This is a genomic window from Rhizobium sp. 2YAF20 (assembly GCF_052114685.1).
Taxonomy (GTDB): Bacteria; Pseudomonadota; Alphaproteobacteria; order Rhizobiales; family Rhizobiaceae; genus Rhizobium.
Genome location: NZ_JBFRFF010000001.1, coordinates 625,129 through 649,063, shown reverse-complemented (window position 1 = coordinate 649,063; position 23,935 = coordinate 625,129). Strand labels below are relative to the sequence as shown.

General features: G+C 60.1%; 23 protein-coding genes and 1 tRNA gene. 5 read left to right on the top strand and 19 right to left on the bottom strand.

The window, feature by feature from the left end:
- Positions 1-6 precede the first annotated feature (6 nt).
- The 4 genes from AB4Z52_RS03115 to AB4Z52_RS03100 all read right to left on the bottom strand — a co-directional run bounded on the left by AB4Z52_RS03115 (position 7) and on the right by AB4Z52_RS03100 (position 2,329).
- Positions 7-924 carry a CheR family methyltransferase gene (locus AB4Z52_RS03115; protein WP_442216418.1) on the bottom strand — a complete coding sequence of 306 codons (918 nt, stop codon included), beginning with the start codon at positions 922-924 and terminating at the stop codon, positions 7-9.
- 181 nt (positions 925-1,105) lie between these two features.
- Positions 1,106-1,486, bottom strand: coding sequence for a hypothetical protein (locus AB4Z52_RS03110; protein WP_442216417.1), 381 nt, complete (start codon positions 1,484-1,486; stop codon positions 1,106-1,108).
- 135 nt (positions 1,487-1,621) lie between these two features.
- Positions 1,622-2,173 carry a phosphatase PAP2 family protein gene (locus AB4Z52_RS03105; RefSeq protein ID WP_442216416.1) on the bottom strand — a complete coding sequence of 184 codons (552 nt, stop codon included), beginning with the start codon at positions 2,171-2,173 and terminating at the stop codon, positions 1,622-1,624.
- Positions 2,174-2,253: 80 nt separating this feature from the next.
- Positions 2,254-2,329, bottom strand: a tRNA-Ile gene (locus AB4Z52_RS03100).
- A 158-nt stretch (positions 2,330-2,487) separates the two neighbouring features.
- On the opposite strand from AB4Z52_RS03100, the gene AB4Z52_RS03095 reads away from it, so the two are divergent.
- Complete coding sequence (locus AB4Z52_RS03095) at positions 2,488-3,234, top strand: SIMPL domain-containing protein (protein WP_442216415.1); 747 nt, start codon at positions 2,488-2,490, stop codon at positions 3,232-3,234.
- A gap of 96 nt (positions 3,235-3,330) precedes the next feature.
- Here the strand turns inward: AB4Z52_RS03095 and AB4Z52_RS03090 are convergent, their stop codons facing one another.
- The 4 genes from AB4Z52_RS03090 to AB4Z52_RS03075 all read right to left on the bottom strand — a co-directional run bounded on the left by AB4Z52_RS03090 (position 3,331) and on the right by AB4Z52_RS03075 (position 5,326).
- Positions 3,331-3,693 carry a hypothetical protein gene (locus AB4Z52_RS03090; protein WP_442216414.1) on the bottom strand — a complete coding sequence of 121 codons (363 nt, stop codon included), beginning with the start codon at positions 3,691-3,693 and terminating at the stop codon, positions 3,331-3,333.
- 229 nt (positions 3,694-3,922) lie between these two features.
- On the bottom strand, positions 3,923-4,228 hold the full coding sequence (locus AB4Z52_RS03085) for a hypothetical protein (protein WP_442216413.1): 306 nt from the start codon (positions 4,226-4,228) through the stop codon (positions 3,923-3,925).
- A gap of 145 nt (positions 4,229-4,373) precedes the next feature.
- Positions 4,374-4,796: a secondary thiamine-phosphate synthase enzyme YjbQ gene (locus tag AB4Z52_RS03080; protein ID WP_442216412.1), complete on the bottom strand. Its 423-nt coding sequence runs from the start codon at positions 4,794-4,796 to the stop codon at positions 4,374-4,376.
- Positions 4,793-5,326, bottom strand: coding sequence for a GNAT family N-acetyltransferase (locus AB4Z52_RS03075; RefSeq protein WP_442216411.1), 534 nt, complete (start codon positions 5,324-5,326; stop codon positions 4,793-4,795). Before AB4Z52_RS03075 ends, AB4Z52_RS03080 begins: the two co-directional genes overlap by 4 nt.
- A gap of 142 nt (positions 5,327-5,468) precedes the next feature.
- Between AB4Z52_RS03075 and AB4Z52_RS03070 the strand changes: the two genes are divergently transcribed.
- Positions 5,469-5,921, top strand: a complete 453-nt coding sequence (locus tag AB4Z52_RS03070) for a VOC family protein (protein WP_442216410.1) — start codon at positions 5,469-5,471, stop codon at positions 5,919-5,921.
- 4 nt (positions 5,922-5,925) lie between these two features.
- Here the strand turns inward: AB4Z52_RS03070 and AB4Z52_RS03065 are convergent, their stop codons facing one another.
- From AB4Z52_RS03065 to dnaG, 9 genes are all read right to left on the bottom strand, one after another.
- A complete protein-coding gene (locus AB4Z52_RS03065) occupies positions 5,926-7,149 on the bottom strand; it encodes an MFS transporter (RefSeq protein ID WP_442216409.1) in 1,224 nt (407 codons plus the stop codon).
- Positions 7,150-7,468: 319 nt separating this feature from the next.
- Entirely contained in the window at positions 7,469-7,762 is a 294-nt protein-coding gene (locus AB4Z52_RS03060) for a GYD domain-containing protein (protein ID WP_442216408.1), read from the bottom strand.
- A 195-nt stretch (positions 7,763-7,957) separates the two neighbouring features.
- Positions 7,958-8,119 (bottom strand): hypothetical protein, encoded by a 162-nt coding sequence (locus AB4Z52_RS03055; RefSeq protein ID WP_442216407.1) that lies wholly within the window; start codon positions 8,117-8,119, stop codon positions 7,958-7,960.
- A gap of 104 nt (positions 8,120-8,223) precedes the next feature.
- Entirely contained in the window at positions 8,224-9,342 is a 1,119-nt protein-coding gene (locus AB4Z52_RS03050) for a DUF930 domain-containing protein (RefSeq protein WP_442216406.1), read from the bottom strand.
- Between the two features lie 136 nt (positions 9,343-9,478).
- Positions 9,479-11,539, bottom strand: a complete 2,061-nt coding sequence (gene rpoD / locus AB4Z52_RS03045) for an RNA polymerase sigma factor RpoD (RefSeq protein ID WP_442216405.1) — start codon at positions 11,537-11,539, stop codon at positions 9,479-9,481.
- Positions 11,540-12,068: 529 nt separating this feature from the next.
- Positions 12,069-13,106, bottom strand: coding sequence for an L-threonine 3-dehydrogenase (gene tdh, locus AB4Z52_RS03040; RefSeq protein WP_442216404.1), 1,038 nt, complete (start codon positions 13,104-13,106; stop codon positions 12,069-12,071).
- A 149-nt stretch (positions 13,107-13,255) separates the two neighbouring features.
- Positions 13,256-14,443 carry a glycine C-acetyltransferase gene (locus tag AB4Z52_RS03035; protein WP_442216403.1) on the bottom strand — a complete coding sequence of 396 codons (1,188 nt, stop codon included), beginning with the start codon at positions 14,441-14,443 and terminating at the stop codon, positions 13,256-13,258.
- A 177-nt stretch (positions 14,444-14,620) separates the two neighbouring features.
- A complete protein-coding gene (gene recQ / locus AB4Z52_RS03030) occupies positions 14,621-16,504 on the bottom strand; it encodes a DNA helicase RecQ (RefSeq protein ID WP_442216402.1) in 1,884 nt (627 codons plus the stop codon).
- A gap of 133 nt (positions 16,505-16,637) precedes the next feature.
- The gene (gene dnaG / locus AB4Z52_RS03025) at positions 16,638-18,662 is read right to left on the bottom strand and encodes a DNA primase (protein WP_442216401.1); all 2,025 of its coding nucleotides are present in this window, start codon (positions 18,660-18,662) and stop codon (positions 16,638-16,640) included.
- Between the two features lie 258 nt (positions 18,663-18,920).
- Between dnaG and AB4Z52_RS03020 the strand changes: the two genes are divergently transcribed.
- Positions 18,921-19,064 carry a hypothetical protein gene (locus tag AB4Z52_RS03020; RefSeq protein WP_442216400.1) on the top strand — a complete coding sequence of 48 codons (144 nt, stop codon included), beginning with the start codon at positions 18,921-18,923 and terminating at the stop codon, positions 19,062-19,064.
- Between the two features lie 555 nt (positions 19,065-19,619).
- Complete coding sequence (locus AB4Z52_RS03015) at positions 19,620-20,477, top strand: hypothetical protein (RefSeq protein ID WP_442216399.1); 858 nt, start codon at positions 19,620-19,622, stop codon at positions 20,475-20,477.
- A 39-nt stretch (positions 20,478-20,516) separates the two neighbouring features.
- Here the strand turns inward: AB4Z52_RS03015 and AB4Z52_RS03010 are convergent, their stop codons facing one another.
- Complete coding sequence (locus AB4Z52_RS03010; RefSeq protein WP_442216398.1) at positions 20,517-20,969, bottom strand: GatB/YqeY domain-containing protein; 453 nt, start codon at positions 20,967-20,969, stop codon at positions 20,517-20,519.
- Positions 20,970-21,249: 280 nt separating this feature from the next.
- Here AB4Z52_RS03010 and carA point away from each other — a divergent pair, with 280 nt between their 5' ends.
- The gene (gene carA / locus AB4Z52_RS03005; protein WP_442216652.1) at positions 21,250-22,455 is read left to right on the top strand and encodes a glutamine-hydrolyzing carbamoyl-phosphate synthase small subunit; all 1,206 of its coding nucleotides are present in this window, start codon (positions 21,250-21,252) and stop codon (positions 22,453-22,455) included.
- Positions 22,456-22,517: 62 nt separating this feature from the next.
- Here carA and AB4Z52_RS03000 read toward each other — a convergent pair whose 3' ends face one another.
- Positions 22,518-23,915 carry an MATE family efflux transporter gene (locus tag AB4Z52_RS03000; protein WP_442216397.1) on the bottom strand — a complete coding sequence of 466 codons (1,398 nt, stop codon included), beginning with the start codon at positions 23,913-23,915 and terminating at the stop codon, positions 22,518-22,520.
- Between the last annotated feature and the right edge of the window lie 20 nt (positions 23,916-23,935).

The following is a 23,935-nucleotide window of genomic DNA, read 5'->3' as shown; positions in this document are numbered from 1 at the left end:
CGACCCTTAAGCTGATACGCGCCGGAAGATCACCGAATACCGAAATTGCCAGCCTTCCTCATTGCGATCCAGAGGCTCGTAGCTCCAGCGCACCCAGGGCCACCCCCGCTTGGAAGGGTCGGCAGTCCATATGTCCTCCTGTCGCGACAACACTGGCTTGAACTCTGACGGCATCAGAATTCGTGTCTTGAGATCCGTGTCTATACCTTCGACGACAAGCAGGCCGCCGGGCTTGACCAGCCGCATGATGTTGCGCAGGCAAGCCTCGGCAAGCGGGTCTTCCATGGGCCCCATGAAATTGTTGGCAAGGACGATATCCTGGTCGCCAACCACATCGAGCAGGGATTTATCCGTGGCATCGGCCGTCCACCAACTTGAATTTTCACGAAGCCATTCGTGCACGCGCAAGGTTCCGTCAGGCAGGGTTTCAAGAATACCGCGAAACTCGTCTATGTCCTTGCTCGAGACTTCCGCACGCCCGGCCTGATAGAGCCCATCCTCAGCCGCCGGTGCGTCTGGACGATAGATGCCGCGCCTGGCAATCTCCACGACCGCGCTCGAAATATCGACGCCCTGCGCCAGGAACGTCAAGTCCGGTCGCGCGCGACGGAGCACGTGCAAGGTCGAATAAAGCTCCGCCCCCGTGCTGCACCCGATCGACGCAAGGCGCAGCGTCGAGCCCTTGTCGAAGTCGGTCAAAAGACTAGCAAGAGCGTCAAGCAGTGGGGGATTTCTCATGAAATGCGTGTAATGGCTTTGCACGCGCAGGACATTGCGCGTGAAATTCCGATAGATGAGCTTGCCGGTATAGCGCATAGGCGCGGTCTTGACGATCGGACCGGGTATGCTCTCCCAGACGGCCCGGCATAATTTTCGTGGTGTCCTGCGAATGACATCAGTGAAATTGGTGACGTTGCTTGGCATGGCGAATCTCCTATGTCGTTTGCACCTCCACGCTCAAAAGCGCAAAGAGAGCCGATTGAATGCAAAAATGCGATGCTTTTGGGGGAAAATTGGCCGCTACCGGCGATTGTCACATCAACCAGTCTGCCTGGATGACCGCTTGCAACCCACTCCCCGCGCAATTAATTCCTTGCAGTGCAAATCACGCGATTGGCGGGCGATGGAGGCTTCGGCAAACGAAGGAGACGAGCTCCAGGCATTCGGAATTTGCCCTAATGCTCTGTTGAGGGCCGACGGGAATGGCCATGACCGAAGTCAGAATTGCCAAGACCGAACAGGCAGTGCCACAGCACTTTCGCCCGCCGACCTTGCCGTGGTGCTGGTCGGCAACAGGCTGGCCTGCCCTGTTTAGACAATCAGCCGCGGCGATATGAATTGCGACGGTAGCGACCCGGGAGGGCAAGCTGTCATGGGTGTCCGCCGCAAACGCTTCGTTCTGGACAAACGCGTTGAACGCGACCAGCGACAGGATCATCGCCAGTGCTATCAGGCAGAACAGGAATGAGACAGTTCGCTTTCTCATGTCTTACTTTTAGTGCGCGGATAGGTCGAGATCAACGCATCAGTCGGACGTTTGCCTTAGGCCGAATTGGGTAAGCGAGCCTACCTCTTCAGCCGAAATCATCGCCGTGAACGAACCCCGGCAATCCAAGAGCCGCTACAAGAGACTGGTCAGAAACCGGTCGACCCTGGTGTTCTCAACGTAAAGAGACCGCACCACCCAGGCCGCAAACACGGCTGTCGCCGCGCCGCCCAAGATGTCGCTGACATAATGTGTGCCCAGATAGACGCGGGAGAATGCAATGACGAGCGCCGCAACGACAAAGGCAGCCCCGCGCCGGGAAAAGCCATGCAGCAGGAATGCGGCAGCAATCGCAAATGATGCAGTCGCGTGATCCGATGGAAACGAATAATCGACCGTCGGCGAAATGATCAGGTGAGTGACGTTGGCCTCATAGGGTCGCATTCTGTGCAGAAAAAGCAGGATCACCTGGTTGAGCCCAAGGCCGAGAAGAAACGACAGGCCGGCGGCAATGAGAACATGTCTAACATGGGCGCTGTCACGCCTCACCCACCATTGAACGGCAACGGCGAGGATCATGAGCGGCACCCCGATCGTCGAAACCGTCATGACAAGCCAATCCAGAATACCGGAATGACCCGATAACGAATTTATCCACTGGGTTACGGCAACGTCGAAAGCATACATCCAATTCGTTTCCCTGCGCGACGGTCTCGATAGCCGGAACGTGGCAAGCCGCATCCTAGGCGGGCAATCTAAAAAGAAAATGGTGGGCCCGGGAGGACTCGAACCCCCAACCAAGCGGTTATGAGCCGCCGGCTCTAACCATTGAGCTACAGGCCCGGCGCCGGCGGAGCGGTCGCGTGGCGACGGGGCAATGGTCCCCCGAAGCAGACCCGCTCTAGCGCAAATTCCATGGCCCGACAAGGGACCGCCGCAATACGTTCACAATCAATCGACAAAAAGCGATAATGAGGAAAACATCAACCAAGGAACGAACCATGTCATTGACCAAAACCAGGAATTTCGCTCTCTCCGCGGTGATCGGCGCTGCCTTTCTGGCGGCGGCCGGTGCGAATGCCTTTGCGCAGGATGCGAAAGACCGCCAATCCGTCATCGTGGTCTCGGGCGAAGGCCAGTCGGCGATCTCGCCGGATACGGCGCTTGTGACGCTCTCGGTCGTCAAGCAGGCAAAGTCCGCCCATGATGCGCTCGACCAGAACAACAAGGCAATGGGCGCGGTACTTGCGACACTGAAGGACAGCGGTATTGCTGAGCGCGACATGCAAACATCAGGTTTCTCCATCCAGCCGCAATACAACTATCAGAACGGCACAGACGGCCAGCCGAAGACGCCGGAGCTCGTTGGCTATCAAGCGACCAATTCTCTCTCGGTCCGCGTCCGTGACCTGGGCAAGCTCGGCGGCCTGATAGACCAGGCGGTCAGCCTTGGCATCAATCAGGGCGGCGATATCCAGTTCATCAACGACAAGCCGGATTCAGCCCTCGAGGCCGCGCGCAAGGACGCGGTGGCGAACGCCTTGGCCAAGGCCAAGACCTTGAGCGAGGCCGCCGGCGTCAAGCTTGGCCGCGTCATCGAGATTTCGGAGGATTCCAATCGTCCGGCGCCGCAACCGGTCTTCCGCGCCGCGATGATGAAGCAGGCGACCGACAGCGTCGTTCCGGTCCAGAGCGGCGAGAACACCTATAGCGTCAAAGTCAGCGTCACATACGCCATCGAACAGTAGAGCACGTTGCTGAAACAAAACCGCCCTTTGCGCCATCCGGAAGGCGGCGCAAAGGGCAGACTTTTTTGGCTCATCAATTGAGACAGGCTTGTCTGATCAGCGACCCATGACGGGGCAGCCGCGGACGTTGGCGAATACCATCGTGTCGGGGCCACGACGGCTGTAGCCGTCGACGATGACCCGGCGCGGCGTGACGTCGCTGACGCGGGCGCGACGGAAGCCATAGTCCCGGGCGATGCTCACTGCCTGGCGCGGATCGCAGCCGCGGCGGCCATAGTCGCCACCATAGCCGTAGCCTGGAGGCGGTGGTGGGCGGCCATAATCCGGCGGCGGCGGACGGTGATAACCGGGGCCGACATAGATATCAAGATTCTGAGCGGCGGCACTTGTCACCGTGCCCGAAAAGGCGCCGACGGCGATGGCCGCTGCGAACCCGAGGTTTGCAAAAACCTGCTTCATTTATTTCTCCTCAAGCGAAACGCTTTGTCTCGTGGCCAAGCCGCATTGTAGAGCGGTTGCCTGATGTAACGACCCGGACGCCGAACAAGTTCAGAATCAGTCATTCACGCAATAACCAGTTAAGAGGATGGCCGGCGATGCGCCAGTGTCCGCGTCGATTAGATCAGTGAAAAAAACGAGGCCGTGATCGCTGGCGAACACGGCCTCGGCCAGGCTTTTGACGCAGCGCTTAGCGGCGAATGATTGGGCAACCTGGTACATTCGCAAAGACGATGCGGTCGCGCCCGAAGCGGCTACGGCCGTCTACGATGACACGGCGTGGAGCGATTTCGGCGACGTGCGCATTGCGCAGGCCATGGGCACGGGCCTTGCGCACCGCCTGCACGGGCGAACAAACGCGCGCGTGGTGCCGGTCGTAGCGAACCTCGTGGACGGTTCGCACGTAAGGCGAGGCCGAAGCCGTCGAGATCATTGCTGAAATGGAGCCGAGCCCGATCAGGGCAGCGATGCCAAGCTTGCTGAGAATGGTGGTCATGCGAATTCCTCCTGAATATGTCTCGATAATCCCGTTTTCCTCGGGATTGGGTGGAGGATAGAGCGACGAAGATGAACGCCGCGCGAACCACGCGTTCACATAGCATTCAATTAAATTAACACGCCGAACGATCACCGCCGGCTTTTCAGGCGCTCAGATGAAGCACGATCTCGCGCCTGTGCGGCCTGTCCCGATGCTCGAAAAGATAGAGGCCCTGCCAGGTGCCGAGCGCCAGACGCCCGCCTGAAAAGGGAATGCCGACGGAGACCTGCGTCAACGCGGATTTGATATGGGCAGGCATATCATCCGGCCCCTCGGTCGTGTGAACGACCCAGCGCATGGAGGGATCCGAGGAAGGCGGCACCAGGCGGCGGAAAAACGTGTGGAGGTCGGTCTTGACGTCGGGATCGGCATTTTCCTGGATCAACAGCGAACAGGAGGTATGCCTGACGAAAACGGTCAGCAGGCCGTCGCTGCCGCCCGCCGTGCGGACAAAATCAGCCGCTTCATCGGTGAATTCGTAAAGGCCCTGGCCTTGTGTCTGGATGGTCAAGAGTGTCTGCGTCATCCGATCTCCCTTCCAGGTTCGCTCCGATATTCCGCCTTGAGCAATCCCATCATCACGGTGTCCCACCGCTCCGACCCCACCCGCGCGGATGAGCAGCGGACGCCCTCCCTGACGAAGCCGAGCCGCTCATAGGCGCGCAATGCCGGTGTGTTGAAGCTGAAGACGTTGAGCTCCAGCCGTTCGATCCCGGGCATCGCAAAGGCGCGCTCCACGACCTCGCCCAACATGGCGGCGGCAAACCCGCGACCGCGCTGCGCTGGCGCAATGCCGACGCGCGCCAGCCGTCCGATGCCGTTGCGCCAGTCGAAGGCAAGCTGGAGGTGGCCTACAAGACGGCTCTCGCATGCCGCCATCCACGCCAGACGCTGCGGAGGCTCGTCAAGCGTCTCGTCAAGCATCGCCTGGAGCTGCTCGTGATCGAGCGGAAAGGTCACGGTGGCACCTGCCCATTGCACCGCCTCTGCCTCGTTGCGAAACCAGGAGATCAACGGATCGAAATGCGCGGTGGCAAAGGGAACGAGCGTTATCATGGAGGGCTGGTTAGCAGAGCGGATGCGGCGGTTCCAGACCCCTTGCGTAGGCCCGTCTTCAAAAAGATACGAAATATTTGTAGGACTAAGCTGATGCCGCACGTCCTGTAAAAGATCGATCGCAACGAGGAGGACCGCACCCTTGCAGAAAATCACACCCTTTCTCTGGTTCAACAACCAGCTCGAAGAGGCAATCACCTTCTATACCTCGATCTTCAAGGAGGGCCGCGTCACATCGATGAAGCGCGGCCCCGACGGCAAGGCATTCACTGCCACCTTCGAACTCGCCGGCCAGCACTTCATGGGACTGAATGGCGGGCCGCATTTCACCTTCAACGAGGCAATTTCATTTTTTGTTTCCTGCAAGGACCAGGCCGAGGTCGATTATTATTGGGAACGGCTGCTCGATGGCGGCAAGCCCCAGCAATGCGGATGGCTGAAGGACCGCTACGGGGTCGCCTGGCAGATCATTCCCGATGCGCTGATGGGCTACATGAACGATCCGGACACGGAAAAAGCCAACCGCGTCCAGGCGGCGATGATGCAGATGGTCAAGATCGATATAGCAGCGCTCGACGAGGCTTACGGCCGATAAGACTCTACCCTTGCAGCGTCTTGACCTTGGTCAGCTCGGGGAAGAGGCGCATCCACAAGAGCACGACGACGATCGTGCCGACGCCGCCGACGATGCCGGTTGCGACCGGGCCGAGCACGCCCGCCAGCATGCCGGATTCGAATTCGCCTAGCTGGTTCGACGTGCCGATGAACAGTGAATTGACCGCGTTGACCCGGCCGCGCATCGCGTCCGGCGTCAAGAGCTGCACGAGGGAACTGCGCACGACGACGCTGACGGTATCGGCGGCGCCGACGACGAGGAGCGCCAGGATCGACAGCGCGATATTGCTCGACAGGGCAAAGACCACCGTCGCAACACCGAAGATAAAGACGGCGGTCAGCATCTTCTTGCCGACATCGGCCTGCAGCGGCGAACGCGCGAGAACAATCGACATGCTAAGGGCTCCGACCGCCGGCGCTGCCCGCAGCAAGCCCAGCCCCCATGGACCGGCATGGAGAATGTCGCGCGCAAACATCGGCAGCAGTGCCGTCGCCCCGCCGAGCAGCACCGCAAAGAGATCGAGCGAGATGGTGCCCAGCATCAGCGGCTTTCCCTTGATGAAGGAGACGCCGGCAAAGACCGAGGAAAGTGTCACAGGCTCGCGCGCCGCCTGGCGGCGCTCGATCCTTATCGAGGCAACGTTGATGCTCGCGACCGTGAAAAGAACTGCAGCCATGATGAATGGGGCGATCGGGCTCAGGCCATAGAGCAGGCCACCGAGCGACGGCCCGATGATCAGCGCCGTCTGCATCATCGACGTCGAGGTCGCGACAGCCTTCTGAAGCAGCGCCGGGCCGACGACGTTCGGCAGCAACGCAGCCATCGTCGGCCGCTCGAAGGCGGTTGCCGCTCCGAGGATCGCGACGGCTGAGAGGATCACCGCAGGCGTCACCCAATGCTGCCAAACGGCGATGGCAAGTGCTACCGAAGTCAGAGCTTCGATTATCTGGCAAACGAGGCCGATGCGGCGTCGATCAAATCGGTCCGCGACGTGGCCGACGACGAATGTCAGAAGCATCATCGGTAGAAACTGGCAGAAGCCGACGAAACCGAGCGCAAAGGCACTATGTGTCTGGTCGTAGATCATCCAGCCCATCGCCACCGTGATCGCCTGGAACGACAGCGACGAGAACACCCGCGAGGCGGCAAAGGAGCGATAACCGGCATTGCGCAGAACACTGCCCGAAATGAGATGTGGCTGGTCCATGAAGACTTTCTGCGACCCGTCGCCGATAAGGCGGCGCACGCAACGGGAACTTTGCTGTCGGCAAAAGCAAGACTGATGCCCTGCTCTCCCCGATCCGCCGCCATGTCAACCGCGATATGCGCTCGCCGACAATTTGCCGCAGCGCGAAAATCGTCAAAGCGGCTGGTGATGCCGCATGCAACAACAACCAGACATTCGTCACCGAAGCCAGTTTTGGCAAGCGTCTTCCGCCGGGACTGACCGGCATTCCCTGTCATGAGGCAACGGCATCGCGGCGCAGAGCGGCCGTGCCATGCCTCATGCCTGATGTCGCACCTTATCAGCCGAGCGAATTGATGATTTCGCGATAGGCGGCTTCGGGAAAGGCCTTGAGCGTTCGGGTGCGCACGCTGCCGCCGGAGCCGAGCGAAAGCGCGAAGCGCGCAGCGACCGCATCGTCCGGCGCGTCGCACACCGCCACCATGTCGTGTTCGCCCATGGTGAGATAGAATTCCTTGAAATTGCCGCCCATCTCGCGCAGCAGCTTCTTGGCGGCATCGAGCCGGCGCGGTGATTCGCGCACATTCTTGACGCCTTGCTCGGTCCAGTTGATCAATACAATATAAGTGCTCATTTGAGACCTCCTCGATGGAGGCACGGCGGCACCGACGCCACGCTACGCCCAAACGTCTCCTCTACGCTGAAACAAACCCTCTTTGCGCCGGCAAACGATCCTCTCGCTCCATCAAAGACGGAGTATAGTCCTCGCCTCATGCGCCAACAAGCAATCGTCGATCCGATCGCGGAACGCTTGGGGCCGCCGGTACAATCAATGAACGGTGTCGTGGGAAACTTCGAATTTGAGGATCTTCAGCGCTTCCTCGAGCGCCTCGACCAGAATATCGGTGAGTTCATCGCTCTTGTTCTCGAGAAACATCAGGCTAACAACTTCGTCCTGCGTCTCCAGAAAGCGCTCGACTTCATTCGACATATCATTGTCCCCTCTGATTCCGGAACCATCCCGGCTGCAAAGAAGAGGCTACATGGTCGTTCTTGCGCCAGGCTGGCGGGGAATTCAACGAGGACGTTCGGAGATTAGTAGTCCGGAAAGTTTCGGCTCTTCCATTCGCTTCTCGGAACGGGATTACCAACGTTCAGGTCGAAAGAAATCACCTTCGTCGCGCCGCGATTGACCTCACATCGGAAGCTCACGTCATACCATCCGTCAGGATTGAGGAAGGCCCCGCGATCTACGCTGAGAACCGTGCTGCCCGTTCCCAGATACGTCGGCGCAAGTAAAGGGCTGTAAGATGGTGTGGATTGCTGAAGCTGAGCCACCATTTCCGACTGGCAAAGTTGCCCGACACGCGTCTCTTGAGAGAGGTTGCCCATAGCGGTAGTGCCCCTCGCCCCGGAGTTCGATTTCTGCGAGAAAAGCTTCTTCGGCCGGTTCAATTTATCTTCTTCGATGGGTGTGGCGTTCGGCTTCACCGGCGTCGAGGGATCGGTCTTCTCCGGAGTTGCGACTTCGAGAGCCTTCTCGGTCTCCAGGCTCACCTTGGCATCATCAGGACCCAATGCAGTCGGTGCATCCTTTTCAGAATGCGTATCGGCAGTCTGGACTTTGGGCAGATCAATGCCCTTGGCAACCGGCGCTGCTGATGCCGGCTTTTCATGCGGTGAAACCTGGTCGGGCTTTGCCTGAGGTGGCGTAGAGCGTTCAGTCTCGCTCGATTTCACTTCAGTGGCCGCAGCGTTGCCCTTATCCGATTGTTCGGGTCCCCTATCCTCAGGACCAAACTCGTAGACCGGCTTCATTGGCGGAATGACGGGCCTCGGCTGTGGTTTGGGAGGCTCTGGTTTAGGCTCCTCCTTCGCCTCCTCTTTCGGCGGCTCCGGGGGCGGTGGCGGCGGCTCTTCCGGCTTTGTTTCAGCCTTCGGCATCTCTGGAAGCTTCACTGGCGGCTTTACTTCCGGTGGCTTTTCCTCAGGCTTCTTCTCCTCCTTCTTCGCCTCTTCGGGCTTCTTCTCCTCCGGCTTCTTCTCCTCAGCCGGGGGCACGAGCTCGACATTGACGGCCTGTTCCTGTTCAGGCGTCGGCTGTTTGGCGGGAATGTTTACGAGAAAGACAGCAGCGATTGCCAGATGGACGAAGATCGAGACGGGAGTACCCCATGGAAACGCTTTTCTAGCCTTTTCGGAATCTTGCTGCATGACGGAACAGACACTCGATGGCAGAAAGCGTGCAGGGCGACGCTATCTGGCTACCGCCCCACGAAAAGGCAGAAAAACAAAAACCCGGCCAGTTTAGCCTGACCGGGTTCGATTGTACAAGCATCAGCGCATGCGACTAGCTGTCCAGGAAGCTCCGCAGCTTGCGGCTCCTCGACGGGTGCTTCAGCTTGCGCAGTGCCTTGGCTTCGATCTGGCGGATGCGTTCCCGGGTGACCGAGAACTGCTGGCCGACTTCTTCGAGCGTGTGGTCGGTGTTCATGCCGATGCCGAAACGCATGCGAAGCACGCGCTCTTCACGCGGCGTCAGCGAGGCGAGAACCCGGGTGGTCGTCTCGCGCAGGTTCGCCTGGATGGCGGCATCGATCGGCAGAAGCGCATTCTTGTCCTCGATGAAATCGCCGAGATGCGAATCCTCCTCGTCGCCCACGGGGGTTTCGAGCGAGATCGGCTCCTTGGCGATTTTAAGGACCTTGCGGACCTTTTCAAGCGGCATCGCCAGCTTTTCGGCCAACTCTTCCGGGGTAGGCTCGCGACCGATCTCGTGCAGCATCTGACGCGATGTGCGGACGATCTTGTTGATCGTCTCGATCATGTGCACCGGAATACGGATGGTGCGGGCCTGGTCGGCGATCGAGCGGGTGATTGCCTGCCTGATCCACCAGGTCGCATAGGTCGAGAACTTGTAGCCGCGGCGATACTCGAACTTGTCGACCGCCTTCATCAGGCCGATATTGCCTTCCTGAATGAGATCGAGGAACTGCAGCCCGCGGTTCGTGTACTTCTTGGCGATGGAAATCACGAGGCGAAGGTTGGCTTCGACCATTTCCTTCTTAGCAATGCGCGCCTCGCGCTCGCCCTTCTGCACCATGGACACGATGCGGCGGAATTCCGTGATGGAGATGCCGGTCTCGGTTGCAAGGTTCTGGATTTCCTGACGGATGTCGCGGATCGTCGTGTTTTCGCTCTTGGCGAATTCCTTCCAGCCGCGTGCCGCAAGATTGCCAATCGACTTCATCCAGTTCGGATCGAGCTCGGCTCCCTGATACTGCTCGAGGAAGCTGTCGCGCTTGACGCCGTAGGATTCGGCCAGCCGCAGGAGCTTGCCTTCGTTCTGCATCAGCCGCTTGGAAATGTCGTAAAGCTGCTCGACCAGCGCATCGACGCGGTTCTGGTTGAGCGACAGCGACTTCACCGACTTGATGAGTTCGTCCTTGAGCTCCTTGTAGCGGCGCTCCTGGGCCGAGGACAAAGTGCCGGATGCGGCAAGGCGCTGCTCGACCTGCTGATCCTGCAGCTTGCGCAGCTTCTTGTAGGTTTCGGCGATCGTGTCGAGCGTCAGCATGACCTGCGGGCGCAGTTCGAATTCCATCGCCGCGAGCGACAGGCTGCTTTCGTCCTCGTCGTCTTCCTCTTCCTCGCCCTGCTGGCCCTCGCCGCCGACATCGGTAATGTCGTCGTCGCCGGGGAAGCGGATCTTGCGGGCCTTTTCCTTCTCTTCAGCCGCCTTGCGGTCGGCCTCGATCTTTTCCGGGCTCTGGAATTGCGGCGCAGCCTTGGCTTCGGGACCGGAATAGGTGGTTTCGAGATCGATGATCTCGCGCAGCAGCGTCGTGCCTTCGTTGAGTTCGTCGCGCCAGATGATCAGCGCCTGGAACGTCAACGGGCTCTCGCAGAGACCGCCGATCATCGTTTCGCGGCCGGCCTCGATGCGCTTGGCAATGGCGATTTCGCCTTCACGCGACAGAAGCTCGACGGAGCCCATCTCGCGCAGATACATGCGCACCGGGTCGTCGGTACGGTCAGTCGGCTCTTTCTTCTTGGCTGTCGCAAGTGCGGAGCCGCCTGACGGAGCAAGCTCGCCGCCTTCGCTTTCCTCGTTATCGTTGCTGTCGTCGTCGTCGGCAGCAGCAGGCGTCCCCGGCTCCTCGACGTCTTCGTCCTCGATGACATTGATGCCCATGTCGGACAGCATCGCCATCGTGTCTTCGATCTGTTCCGATGTCACCTCTTCGGACGGAAGAACGGCATTGAGCTCGTCCATCGTCACATAGCCGCGCTTCTTAGCGGCCTTGATCATCTTCTTGACCGCGTCATCGGAAAGATCGAGAAGCGGGCCGTCGGAGGCGCCGTCGCGTTCGACTTCAGCTTCTTCGTTTTCTTTGACTTTGGTTGCCATCTATATCGTCGCTTTCCCTGACGCTTTGAACTTTGCTTCGGTGAATGGCCGTCGCATGGCCTGGCACATCAAGCGCCCGCCTCGAATCACCCACACTCACCTAATGGAATGACCTTTAATTCCTGCTTAACCACGATCGCCGGCGTCGGACGGCAGAGCTCAATCGCGTTTGAAGTTCCGGCCATGGTTGTGTGATCTTCCTGACCCAGTTCGCGGTTTCTCCTGGGTTAACGCTCAAGCTACCCTTTGGGTAAACCTGAATTTGCCCTTGGGGTAAACGGTGATTCCCACAATTTTTGCTCCCGTCAAGCTTTTCCGGAGAAAAAGCTTACGAAAATCGCAAAATAGCCTTATCCACAGGCTTCCGCACCATAACCCACTGCTTCCATAACTTAGGAAGCCTCGGTGCGAAGACAAGGGCGCGCACCGAAACTTGAGCGGGATATAGCGATACCACGCCCGAATTGCCACAACATAATGATGTCGGCACCATCGCACCTCTTACCACAACCGGTCCGAAAGCGAAAGCTTACGCCCAATCCATCACCACCTTGCCGGAGTTGCCCGAACGCATCGCCTCGAACCCTTCGCGAAAATCGTCGATGCCGATGCGATGGGTAATGATGGGCGAAATGTCGAGCCCGCCCTGGACGAAGGCAATCATCTTGTACCAGGTCTCGAACATTTCGCGGCCGTAGATGCCCTTGAGGTTCAGCATCTTGAAGATGACCTTGTTCCAGTCGATCTCGAAGCCGGCCGGCGCAATCCCGAGGATGGCGATCTTGCCGCCATTGTTCATCTTGTCGATCATGTCGCGGAAGGCGGGTGCTGCACCCGACATTTCGAGCCCTACGTCGAAACCCTCGGTCATGCCGATCGCCTTCATGACATCGGAGAGGTTTTCCTTCGAAGCATCGACGACGTAGTCGATGCCGACCTTGCGGGCAAGCTCGAGACGGATCGGATTGATGTCGGTGATGACGACCTTGCGGGCGCCTGAGTGCTTGGCGACCATCGCCCCCATGATGCCGATCGGTCCGGCGCCGGTGACAAGCACATCCTCGCCGACGAGATCGAACGAGAGTGCGGTGTGAACCGCATTGCCGAACGGATCGAAGATCGCAGCAACCTCGTCGCTGATGTCGTCCGGGATCGGCACGACGTTGGATTCAGGAATGCAGACGAATTCGCCGAAGGAGCCCGGCCGGTTGACACCGACGCCGAGCGTGTTGCGGCACAGATGCCCCCGCCCCGCCCGGCAGTTGCGGCACTTGCCGCAGACGATGTGCCCCTCGCCCGAGACCCGCTCGCCGACATGGTACTTGGTGACCGAGGAGCCGATCTCGGCGATCTCGCCACAGAATTCATGGCCGACGACCATCGGCACCGGGATCGTCTTCTGCGCCCACTGGTCCCAGTTCCAGATGTGAACGTCAGTGCCACAGATCGCTGATTTCTTCACCCGGATCAGCACATCGTTCGGCCCGACCTCCGGCACCGGAACATGCTCCATCCAGAGCCCGACCTCGGGCTTAGCCTTCACCAGCGCCTTCATCATGTTCGACATTGTATGTTCCTTATTTTTGCCTTTACCTCCCCTTTGATGGCGGAGGTCGTAGCGCAGCTGCGGGTGACAGTCTCAGCATTCGCGACACCCAATGGATCACCCCACCCCGGCACTGCGTACCGACCCCCCCCTTAAGGGGAGGGTAGATATCAAATCACACCCAACTCCCGGCCCGCTTCGGCAAACGCAGCAATCACCCGCTCGACATCCGCCCTTGAATGCGCAGCCGACATCTGCGTCCGGATGCGGGCCTGCCCCTTGGGCACAACAGGAAAGGCAAAGCCGATCACGTAGACGCCTTTCTTCAGCATTAGCGCCGCCATGTCCTGCGCCAGCTTCGCGTCCCCGAGCATGACCGGGATGATCGGATGCCCCTCGCCGGCAAGCGTGAAGCCAAGCTTGGTCATTTCGCTGCGAAAAAGCGCGGCATTGCTCGAAAGCCGGTCGCGCAGCGCGTCGCCATTGTCGATCAGGTCGAACACCTTCAAAGAGGCGGCCGCGATCACGGGCGCCAGCGTGTTCGAAAACAGATAGGGCCGCGAGCGCTGCCGCAACCAGTCGACAATTTCCGCCTTCGCAGCGGTATAGCCGCCCGAGGCACCGCCGAGCGCCTTGCCGAGCGTGCCGGTGATGATGTCGATCCGACCCTCGACGCCGCAATGCTCGGCCGAGCCGCGCCCATGCCGGCCGACGAAGCCGACGGCATGGCTGTCGTCAACCATGACCATGGCGCCGTATTTCTCGGCGAGATCGCAAACGCCGCCGAGATTGGCAATGATCCCGTCCATTGAAAACACACCGTCGGTGGCAATCAGCTTGAAACGGCAGCCTTCGGCCTTCTTAAGTTCCTCCTCAAGCGCAGCCATGTCGTTGTTGGCGTAGCGGAAACGCTTGGCCTTGGAGAGCCTGACGCCGTCGATGATCGAGGCGTGATTGAGCGCGTCGGAAATGATCGCGTCCTCGTCCGACAGCAGCGTCTCGAAAAGCCCTCCATTGGCATCGAAGCAGGAGGAATAAAGGATTGTGTCCTCCATCCCGAGGAAGGACGAAATCCGCTCTTCGAGCTGCTTGTGCTCTTCCTGCGTGCCGCAGATGAAGCGCACGGAGGCCATGCCATAGCCATAGCGATCGAGCGCCCGTTTGCCGGCTTCTGCGAGCTCGGCATTGTCGGCAAGCCCGAGGTAGTTGTTTGCGCAGAAATTCAGCACCCGTTCGCCGCCGGCGACCGTGATTTCGCCGGCCTGCTTCGAAGTGATCACGCGCTCGGTCTTGTAAAGACCCGTTTCTTTCAGCCCGGCGATTTCCGATTTGAGATGGTCGATAAATGCTGTTGTCATGCGGCTCGGTGACCTCTGAGAAAAGTCGCTTGCGTCGAAATCAACGCTGGTATGCGACACAGATAGCAGCTTGCATCAATTCATGATTAAGCCTGGGCGCCTCGAAACGCCAGCGCAATGGCGTATTGAAGACAGCCGCCAATGAAGATGCGACGCAGGCCTGCGCCAAGCCTCCGGCTATGCGTCGAGATGTGCCCGGATGACCTTAAGGAATGCATCGCCATATCGATCGAGCTTTGCCTGGCCAATCCCCTGCACCCCCAGCAACTGATCGCGGTTCTTCGGTCGCCCGGTTGCGAGCGCGATGAGCGTCGTGTCGGGGAAGACGACGTAAGGCGGGACTTCGAGCGCCCTTGCGATCTTCGTCCGCTCAATGCGCAACGCCTCGAAAAGAACCGCATCGCCACCCAAAAGGCTGGACTTGGCGCTCGACGCCGATGCCCGGGCGCTCTTGTCCTTTCGGTCCGCCGTCGGCCGGTCCTTGCGGAAAAACACCTGCCGCTCGCGCTTGAACACCACCTTTGCATCAGGCTCGAGCTTCAGTGCGCCGAAGGCGGTGTGATCGACGCTGATGAAGCCGCCGGCAAGCAACTGGCGAAACACCGATTGCCATGTCCGCGCCGGAATATCCTTCCCCACTCCGAAGACCGGCATATCGGCATGACCAAAACGTTGGGTCTTCTCGTTGACGGTGCCCATCAGCACATCGATCACGTGGCCGGCGCCAAAACGCTCGCCGGTGCGATAGATGGCGGCCAGCGCCTTGATCGCCGCCTCCGTTCCCTCCCAGGTCTCGACCGGCTTCAGGCAGGTATCACAATTGCCGCAACCGCCCGCATGGGCTTCGCCGAAATGGCCAAGAATCGCCTGGCGCCGGCAACCTGCGGTCTCGCAGATACCGAGAAGTGCGTTGAGCTTTGCCTTTTCGACCCGCTTGATCTCGTCGGCGGCATTACCCTCGTCGATCATCCGGCCGCGCTGAATGACGTCGGCCATGCCATAGGCCATCCAGACATTCGACGGCAACCCGTCGCGCCCGGCGCGCCCCGTCTCCTGGTAATAGGCCTCGACAGAGCCTGGAATATCCAGATGCGCCACGTAGCGCACATCAGGCTTGTCGATCCCCATGCCGAAGGCGACGGTCGCCACCAGGCAGAGGTCTTCCTGCTTGAGGAACGCGTCCTGATTGGTGTCGCGCACCAAACGATCCATGCCTGCGTGATAGGCAAGTGCGCGGATCCCCTGCCCGTTCAGCCACTCGGCCGTGTCTTCGACCTTTGCGCGCGACAGGCAATAGACGATGCCGCTATCGCCCTTGTGGCCGCTCAGAAACCGCAAAAGCTGCTGGCGCGGCTGGTCGCGTTCGACGATCTCGTAGGCGATGTTGGGACGATCGAAGCTCGTCGTAAACACCTTCGCGCGCTGCAGCGACAGCCGCTCGATGATGTCGTCGCGAGTATGCGGATCGGCGGTCGCCGTAAGTGCCACCCGCGGCACGTCAGGAAACTGTTCGGCCAGCTTGCCGAGATCGCGATATTCAGGGCGAAAATCATGTCCCCATTGGGAAACGCAATGGGCCTCGTCGATGGCAAAGAGCGCAATCCTGGCGTTGCCGATCATCTGCCGGAAACCGTCGGTCAGGATGCGCTCGGGCGTCACATAGATGAGGTCGAGCGTTCCGCTCGATATCGCACGATAGACCTCCTGCGCCTCCTCGCGCGACAGCGACGAATTCAGGGCTGCTGCCCGAACGCCCAGTTGCTTCAGCGCCTGAACCTGGTCGCGCATCAGCGCAATCAGCGGCGAAACGACGATGCCGAGACCTTCGCGGCAGAGTGCCGGGATCTGGAAACACAGCGACTTGCCAGCGCCTGTCGGGAAAAGCACCACGGCATCGCCGCCGCCAACCACATGCTCAACAACCTCCTGCTGTCTTCCACGAAACGACGAATAGCCGTAGATCCTCTTCAGGACATCCAGCGGCTCCTGGCCGTCGTAAGGCGCTTCGAACAGCACATCGGAAGCTGAAAACCTCGGATCATCTAAGGGTGGCTGCAACATCAGGCTCTTTCAATCGGTCCGGCTCTTTCAGGCGAGAATCGCAAAGCCATGATCAGCACTGCCAGACCCGGCGCAAGGAATTTATCCACGTGCAGTATGGCTAGGCCTCGCTTTCCAGCCGGGGAGTTCATCGTTAATGCGTCGCGACGCCCTTGACGCGGCCGGAGAGCACGCCGAAACCGTCGATGATCGCTTCCTGGTTTTCGAGACGCAGGCCTTCGTTGTGGATTTCTTCGAGCGCCCGCATCAACTGGTCGATCTGGTCGCCGTTGCCCGCCTCCGTCGCCTCGGCGATCTCGCGCTCAAGCTCGATCTTCTGCCACCGCAATGCCTTTGATCGCTGATGCAGCGAAAGCGTCTGGCGATAGCCCTCGCGCGCATCCTCCATCGCCGCCTCTTCGGTTGCGGTCCAGAGCCTGGCATTGCGCACCTGCTGGTCGAGCGCCTTGAGCAACGCCCCGAAACCCTGTTCCTCCAAGCGGTCGATCAGATGTTCCCGCGTCAGATGCGGCGTCGCCACCGTCGCTGCCGTTCCAAGCATTGCCGACCATAGCCGCTGAAGCTCGCGGTTTTCGTAGTCAATGGCGGCGATCTCGTCATATTCGTCCTGGAGCAACAGAGGATGATTGACGATCGACAGCGCCAGCACGCTCTCGCGCAACGCCGGCACGGTGTCGTGTCCCCTGACCATGCCTGATGCCGTCAACCGGTCGGAAGCCGTGTTGGGGGTTCGTTGCCCTCCTCCCCCTCGCGGATCGTTGCGGCCACCGCCTCGACCGTCATTGCCGCTTCGCTTGAAGTTCCGGCCTTGCTGATTGCCGCGATTTTGGAATTGCGGCTGGAAAAACCCATTCAGCCGGTCGCGGATATCCTGCTGGTAGTGGCGACGGACGTTCTCGTCGGCGATGACCGAGACCAGTTGCTTCAGCCGCGCCTCAAGCTCCGCCCGGGCCTCGGGGGTATCGACGCGGCCTGCATTGAGTTCGCGGTTCCAGACCATCTCGGCAAGCGGCCTTGCCTGCGCCATCACCTTGTCGAAGGGTGCGCGCCCCTCGTGACGCACCAGATCGTCGGGATCCTTGCCATCAGGCAACATCGCAAACCGCACCGAATAGCCCGGCTTCAGCCTGGGCAAGGCCAGATCGACACCGCGGTTTGCAGCGCGAATGCCGGCCCCGTCGCCATCGAAGCAGAGGACAGGCTGCGGCGTCATCCGCCACAGGAGTTCCAGCTGGTTCTCCGTCAACGCGGTTCCGAGCGGCGCAACGGCATTCTCGATGCCCGCCTGATGCAGCGCGATGACATCCATGTAGCCTTCGACCGCGATAATCGTGCCTGAGGCTCCCTCTTCCGGACCGGCGCTGGTCGCGCGGCCGGCAACCTGGCTGGCGCGGCGGGCGCGATTGAAATTGTAGAGGACGTTGCCCTTGTGAAAGAGCTCGGTCTCATTGGAGTTCAGATATTTGGCCGGTGCATCCGGAGCCATAGCGCGGCCACCAAAGGCAATGACCTTGTCGCGCGACGACAGGATCGGGAACATGATGCGATCTCGGAAGCGGTCATAGGCAACTGGAATATCAGGCCCGTGCACGACCAGCCCGCATGCCTCGATCTGCTCTTTCGATACACCCTTGCCCGCCAGGAATTCCTTGAGCGCATTGCGGCTGTCGGCCGCATAGCCCAGCCGGAAAGTCTCGACCGTGCGGCCCGTCAGACCGCGATCGCGCAGATAGGCTCGCGCCTTGGCCCCGACGGCCGACTGCAGTTGATCCTGGAAGAATTGCGTCGCCATTTCCATGACGTCGAGAAGCGATGTCCGCTCCTTGTCGCGTTCCTCGGCGACAGGGTCCACCTGCGGCATGGGAACGCCCGCCATATCGGCAATCTGCTGGACTGCCTCCGGGAAACTAAGACCCTCGAGATCGGTCAAGAAACGAAAATGATCGCCGGTGACGCCGCAACCGAAGCAATGGTATCTCCCCTTGCGATCCTCGCAATGGAAGCTCGGAGACTTCTCGCCATGAAACGGGCAGCACGCCCAATAGTCGCCGCGTGGCACATTGGTCTTGCGCCGATCCCAGCCGACACGACGACCGATCACGTCCGAAATCAGGACGCGGTCGCGGATATCGTCGAGAAACGAAGTGGAATATCGCATAAGTACCTCTGGCTTGACCCTCCATATAAGCCGGAACCGCGGGCAATGCCACGCGGGTCGTTCAGGTCACACACGCTATTCACAGGGTTGAGCGCGCCCAGTATGGTCGCAATGCAACTGCGTACCCTTGCCGGAGCTCTAAGCCGTGACAGAAGAGAACACCGCCGATGATATCCGCTGAAAACGCGCCCGGGCGGATAGAGCCTAACAGACTGAGCTCGCGTCGATGCCCTCACGGATGAGAATATCAAGCGTTCCATGCGGCACGATCCCGACTGGGCGGATCACATCGACGTGAACTGCGCCGAGGCCTGCGTCGTCTATCCCCTCGCCAAGAAGGCGCTTTCCATCAGGCTGCACAAGGATGTGATCGACTTTTTCCAGGCTGGCGATCGCGGCTAGCAGACACGCATGAACGCCGTGCTTCGACACTTCATGCTTGAGAAAAAGAAACAAAACAAATAGTTGCTGTCCCCAGTCCGTACATCTGGCCGAGACGCTGTGGGGTCACTTGCACCTGCGATGCGCGGGAGCGATTTGCTCGCCCGAGAGCCCATGTGGCTGATTTAGGGCGCGTCCTCAGCCCCAACATTATATTTTTGTAATTTGAAACTTGATGTGCGCCGCAATAGCGTTCTTGTGACGGATCGAGGCAGCCCCTGCCCGGTCCCGATCCATCCCTACGTGAGGCACCATCCCTACCCCGGCGCCGCCTCACATGGGTGCCTTTGCAGTAAACCGTCTGATTTTTGGGCCCCACCCTGCGTCGTCAGACCGTGCAAAGAGCAAGAAGGCAGGAGCTCCCCCAGCTCCTGCCTTCTCTATTTTGGGCATGTTTTCACTATTTTATGTGCTTTAGCTTATATTTCCGTCACCGGCATATTTCCTTCTCCGTGAAATTCGTTGACAAGTGCGGTCCCCACGACAACGAGTGCCTGTCCCGGTTTGGACCAACACATGGCTTTTACTGCAAAAGACCTCGCCTCCAGTGATCATTTTCTAGCCGCGATCTTACGTTGTGCGAACGAATTGATCGCCATATACCACCAGAGCCCTCGCATCGCCTCGATCTTTGCCGCCCAGCAACGTTGGCTGATGGCCCATGCGGGCTTTGCGCTCTACCACGGCTATCCCGACGAGCCAGGATCGGCTCTCTATGCCGCCCGGTTTGTCAGCCTGGTGCTGAAGCAGCGGATCGCAAGCCGCAACACGGCGGTCGCCTTCATCCAGGAAATGCTCGCCTATCGCTTCCTGCGCCCGATGCCTGAATTTTCCGACCGGCGCACGCGGCTGCTCGAGCCGACCGAGACTGCCACCGAGCATCTGGCGCGCTGGATCAACACCCACCTTTTCATCCTCGACCACCTGGATGGCGGTGACAGGGTCGCAAGAATGGCTGCGGACGCGTCGGCGTTCGCCGTCATCCAGTCGGAGATCGCAAAGCGCATTTTCCACAGCGAGGCAGTTCGAAATCCCGGCGTCACCTTCAATTTGTTCAATTGGGCCAATTCCGGCGGCGTCGTCATGGACTACCTGATTTCGCGGATTGAGCATTTCGACCCGGAATCAGAAAGGGTCGTCATCGGTCCAATCTCGCTGAAGAGTATCCGCGAGCAATTCCTGATCTCCAACACGCATCTGAAGCGCTTGCTTCGCGAAGCGGGCGTGCTGGGAAGCGTCGGCTGGACCGGCGTGCCCGGCAAGAGCCCCTTCTGGCTCTCACGCGCGTTTGTGTCCGAATACTGGAATTATCAGGCGGCCAAATTCGCGATCATCGATGCGGCGAGCGAAGTCGCGCTCGGAGCCGGCCAATGACAGTCCGAGGTCGGCCGACAAGCGACCGACGCTCAGATCTCACTTCAGCAGGTCCTTGAGCGCGGCGGAAGCCTTGGCGAAGTCCATCTGCCCAGCATAGCGCTCCCTGAGGATCGCCATGCACTTGCCCATGTCCTTGATGCCGACAGCCCCGATTTCGGCAACGACGGCGGCGCAGATGTCGCGCACCTTCTCGTCGGAGAGCTGGGCGGGCATATAGCCCTGGATGATGGCGATCTCCTCGCGCTCCCTGGTCGCCAGTTCCGGACGGCCGCCCTCATCGTAGATCTTGGCCGATTCGTCGCGCTGCTTGATCATCTTGGCAAGGATCTGCAGGATCTCGTCGTCGCTTGCCTGTTCCTTGCCCGTGCCCCGGTTGGCAATGTCCCGGTCCTTGATTGCCGACAGAATGAGCCGCACGGTCGAAAGACGGGGCGCATCCTTGGCTTTCATGGCCTCCTTTTGGGCGTTGCTGAGCGTATCGCGAATCATCTTCCAAACTCCTTGGCGAACCGTTGCATTTGGCATGGCCGGTCCGTTGTGCGCCTTGTCATAGACTTCTGCCCGAAGCCGATCAATGCATTTACACCGTGGCAAGTCGCAAAGACAGATTGACCCGCAGGCCGCGTTTGGCTATTGACCGACACCTGCACGAAAATCGATTTCGGGGACCATTGGCGCGCGACCTTTGTCGCGCTTGCGTCCGCGAACCAAAATGGCGAATGGTCCAGGCCTTTGCAAGGCCGCGGCGAGCGCCGGAAACGGGATGACAATGACCGCAACAGCCCCCTGGACGATCGAAAAGCCCACCGCCATGCTCGTCCTGGCCGATGGCACAGTAATCGAAGGCAAGGGCATCGGCGCGACCGGCAAGGTCCAGGCTGAAGTCTGCTTCAACACGGCGCTGACCGGCTATCAGGAAATCCTGACCGACCCCTCCTATCTCGGCCAGATCGTCACCTTCACCTTTCCGCACATTGGCAATGTCGGCACCAACGAGGAAGACGTCGAAGACCTGACGCCCGCCGCGCGCCACGGCGCCGTTGGCGTCATCTTCAAGGCCGATATCACCGACCCGTCGAGCTACCGCGCCGCCAAACATCTCGATGCCTGGCTGAAGGCCCGCGGCATCATCGGCATGTGCGGCATCGACACGCGCGCCCTCACAGCCTGGATCCGCGAGAACGGCATGCCGAACGCCGTCATCGCCCATGATCCAAGCGGCGTGTTCGACATCGGGCAACTGAAGATCGACGCCAAGGCCTGGAGCGGCCTCGAAGGCCTCGATCTTGCCAAGCAGGCCTCCTCCGGCCAGTCGTCACAATGGGCGCAAACCCCCTGGGTTTGGAACGAAGGCTATGGCGCCCTGAACAAGGACGAGGCGAAATATCACGTCGTTTGCCTCGATTATGGCGTCAAGCGCAACATCCTGCGCCTCTTTGCGGGCCTTGATTGCAAGGTCACTGTTCTGCCGGCGACGGCCAGCACCGAAGACGTACTCGGATTGAAGCCCGACGGCATTTTCCTCTCGAACGGACCAGGCGACCCGGCGGCGACCGGCGAATATGCCGTCCCCGTCATCAAGGACCTGATCGACAGCGAGATCCCGCTCTTCGGCATCTGCCTCGGCCACCAGATGCTTGGCCTTGCGCTCGGTGCAAAGACCGCCAAGATGCATCAGGGCCACCACGGCGCCAACCATCCGGTCAAGGACCACACCACGGGTAAGGTCGAGATCGTCTCGATGAACCATGGCTTCGCGGTCGATAGCAAGTCCCTGCCGGAAGGCGTTGAAGAGACTCACATTTCGCTCTTCGACGGCTCGAACTGCGGCCTGCGTCTTACAGGCAAGCCGGTGTTCTCGGTCCAGCATCACCCCGAAGCGTCACCCGGCCCGCAGGACAGCCACTATCTCTTCCGCCGCTTCGTCAATCTAGTGCGCGAGAAGAAGGGCGAGCCGGCGCTTGCCGAACGCTAGACGCTTTGGTTTGACCTCCCAGCAGGACGAGATAGCCTGAGACGCTGATTGCGACCGCCCGATCAGGCGGCCGCCCTCTCCAGTCGCAACAGCACGTAGAACCGGATGCATAGCATCACTGCGGCCGAGCCAAGGCCGAGCAGGAAGCCTACCCAGATGCCGATGCCGCCAAAGCCGAGCGGGAAGGCGAGCAGCCAGGCTAGGAAAAAGCCGATCGGCCAATAGGCAATCAACGCCATGATCATCGGCACGCGTGCATCCTTCAGCCCGCGAAGCAGCCCGTTGGCAATCGCCTGCAGCCCGTCGACCAATTGAAACAGCCCGGCAACCACGATCAAGGGCGCGGCATAGGCCAGAACCTGCGGCGCTTCGAGCGATTTCACGTCGAGAAACCAGCTGGCAAAGAATTCCGGCATGGTGGCAAAGAGAACGCTGCCGATGATCGAAATCGAGCATGAGACGATGGTGACGGCGATCGCAGCGCGCGTAAGGCCATGGTAGTCACCCTTTCCATGGGCGACGCCGACGCGCACCGTTGCTGCCTGCGAAAGGCCGAGCGGGATCATGAAGGCGATCGACGCCCATTGCAGGGCGATCCCGTGCGCTGCAAGCTGGATCGTGCCTATCCGTCCCATCAGGAGCGAGGCGGCAGTGAAGAGGCTGACTTCGGCAAGCACGGTGATGCTGATCGGCAGGCCGAGGCGGACCACCTCAAAGAGCGCATGCCAGTCGGGGCGCCAAAGCCGCACGAATATCTCGTAGCGACGGGTATCCACGCGGGTCTGGACATAGGCGACGATGAAGAGAAAACCCGCCGTCTGAACAGCAAGCGACACGATCGCCGCGCCGCGAAGTCCGAGCGCCGGCATGCCGAAATGGCCAAGCACCAGCCCGTAGGCCAGAATCGCGTTCATCACCAGCATGGTGATGGTGACATAGAGGATGATCCCGGCGCGGCCGATTGCGCTGACCAACGCCCGAATGACGTTATAAAGCAGCCCAGGCAGCACTGCGAAATGACCGATCGCGATATAGTCCCCGGCAAGCCTTGCGACGTCGGGCTTCTGTCCAGCGGCGAGTAATATTCCCTCGGCGTTGAAAAACACCGGCTGCATCAGGAGCCAATAGATCGTCACGACCCAGAGACCCATGCGCATGGCGCGGCGAACGCTGACGACGTCGTCGCGACCATAGGCCTGGGCTACCATCGGCACGACTGCGATGGCAAAACCCGACCCGAAAATGAGGATCGTGAACAGGAACTGCGCCGACAGCACCATCGCCGCCAGCTGCTCTGCGCCCAGGCGGCCGACAATCATCACGTCTGTCGTGTTGATGCCGAGCTGAGCCAGCTGCGCGCCGATCAGAGGGATGCCGAGCGCCAGCGTCGCGCGAAAATGCGCGGGCCAGGAATTGTTGCTTTCACGCGCAAAAGCGCGCGCATCGATCGGCGTGTCCATGTCGGAATCTCGTCATTAAG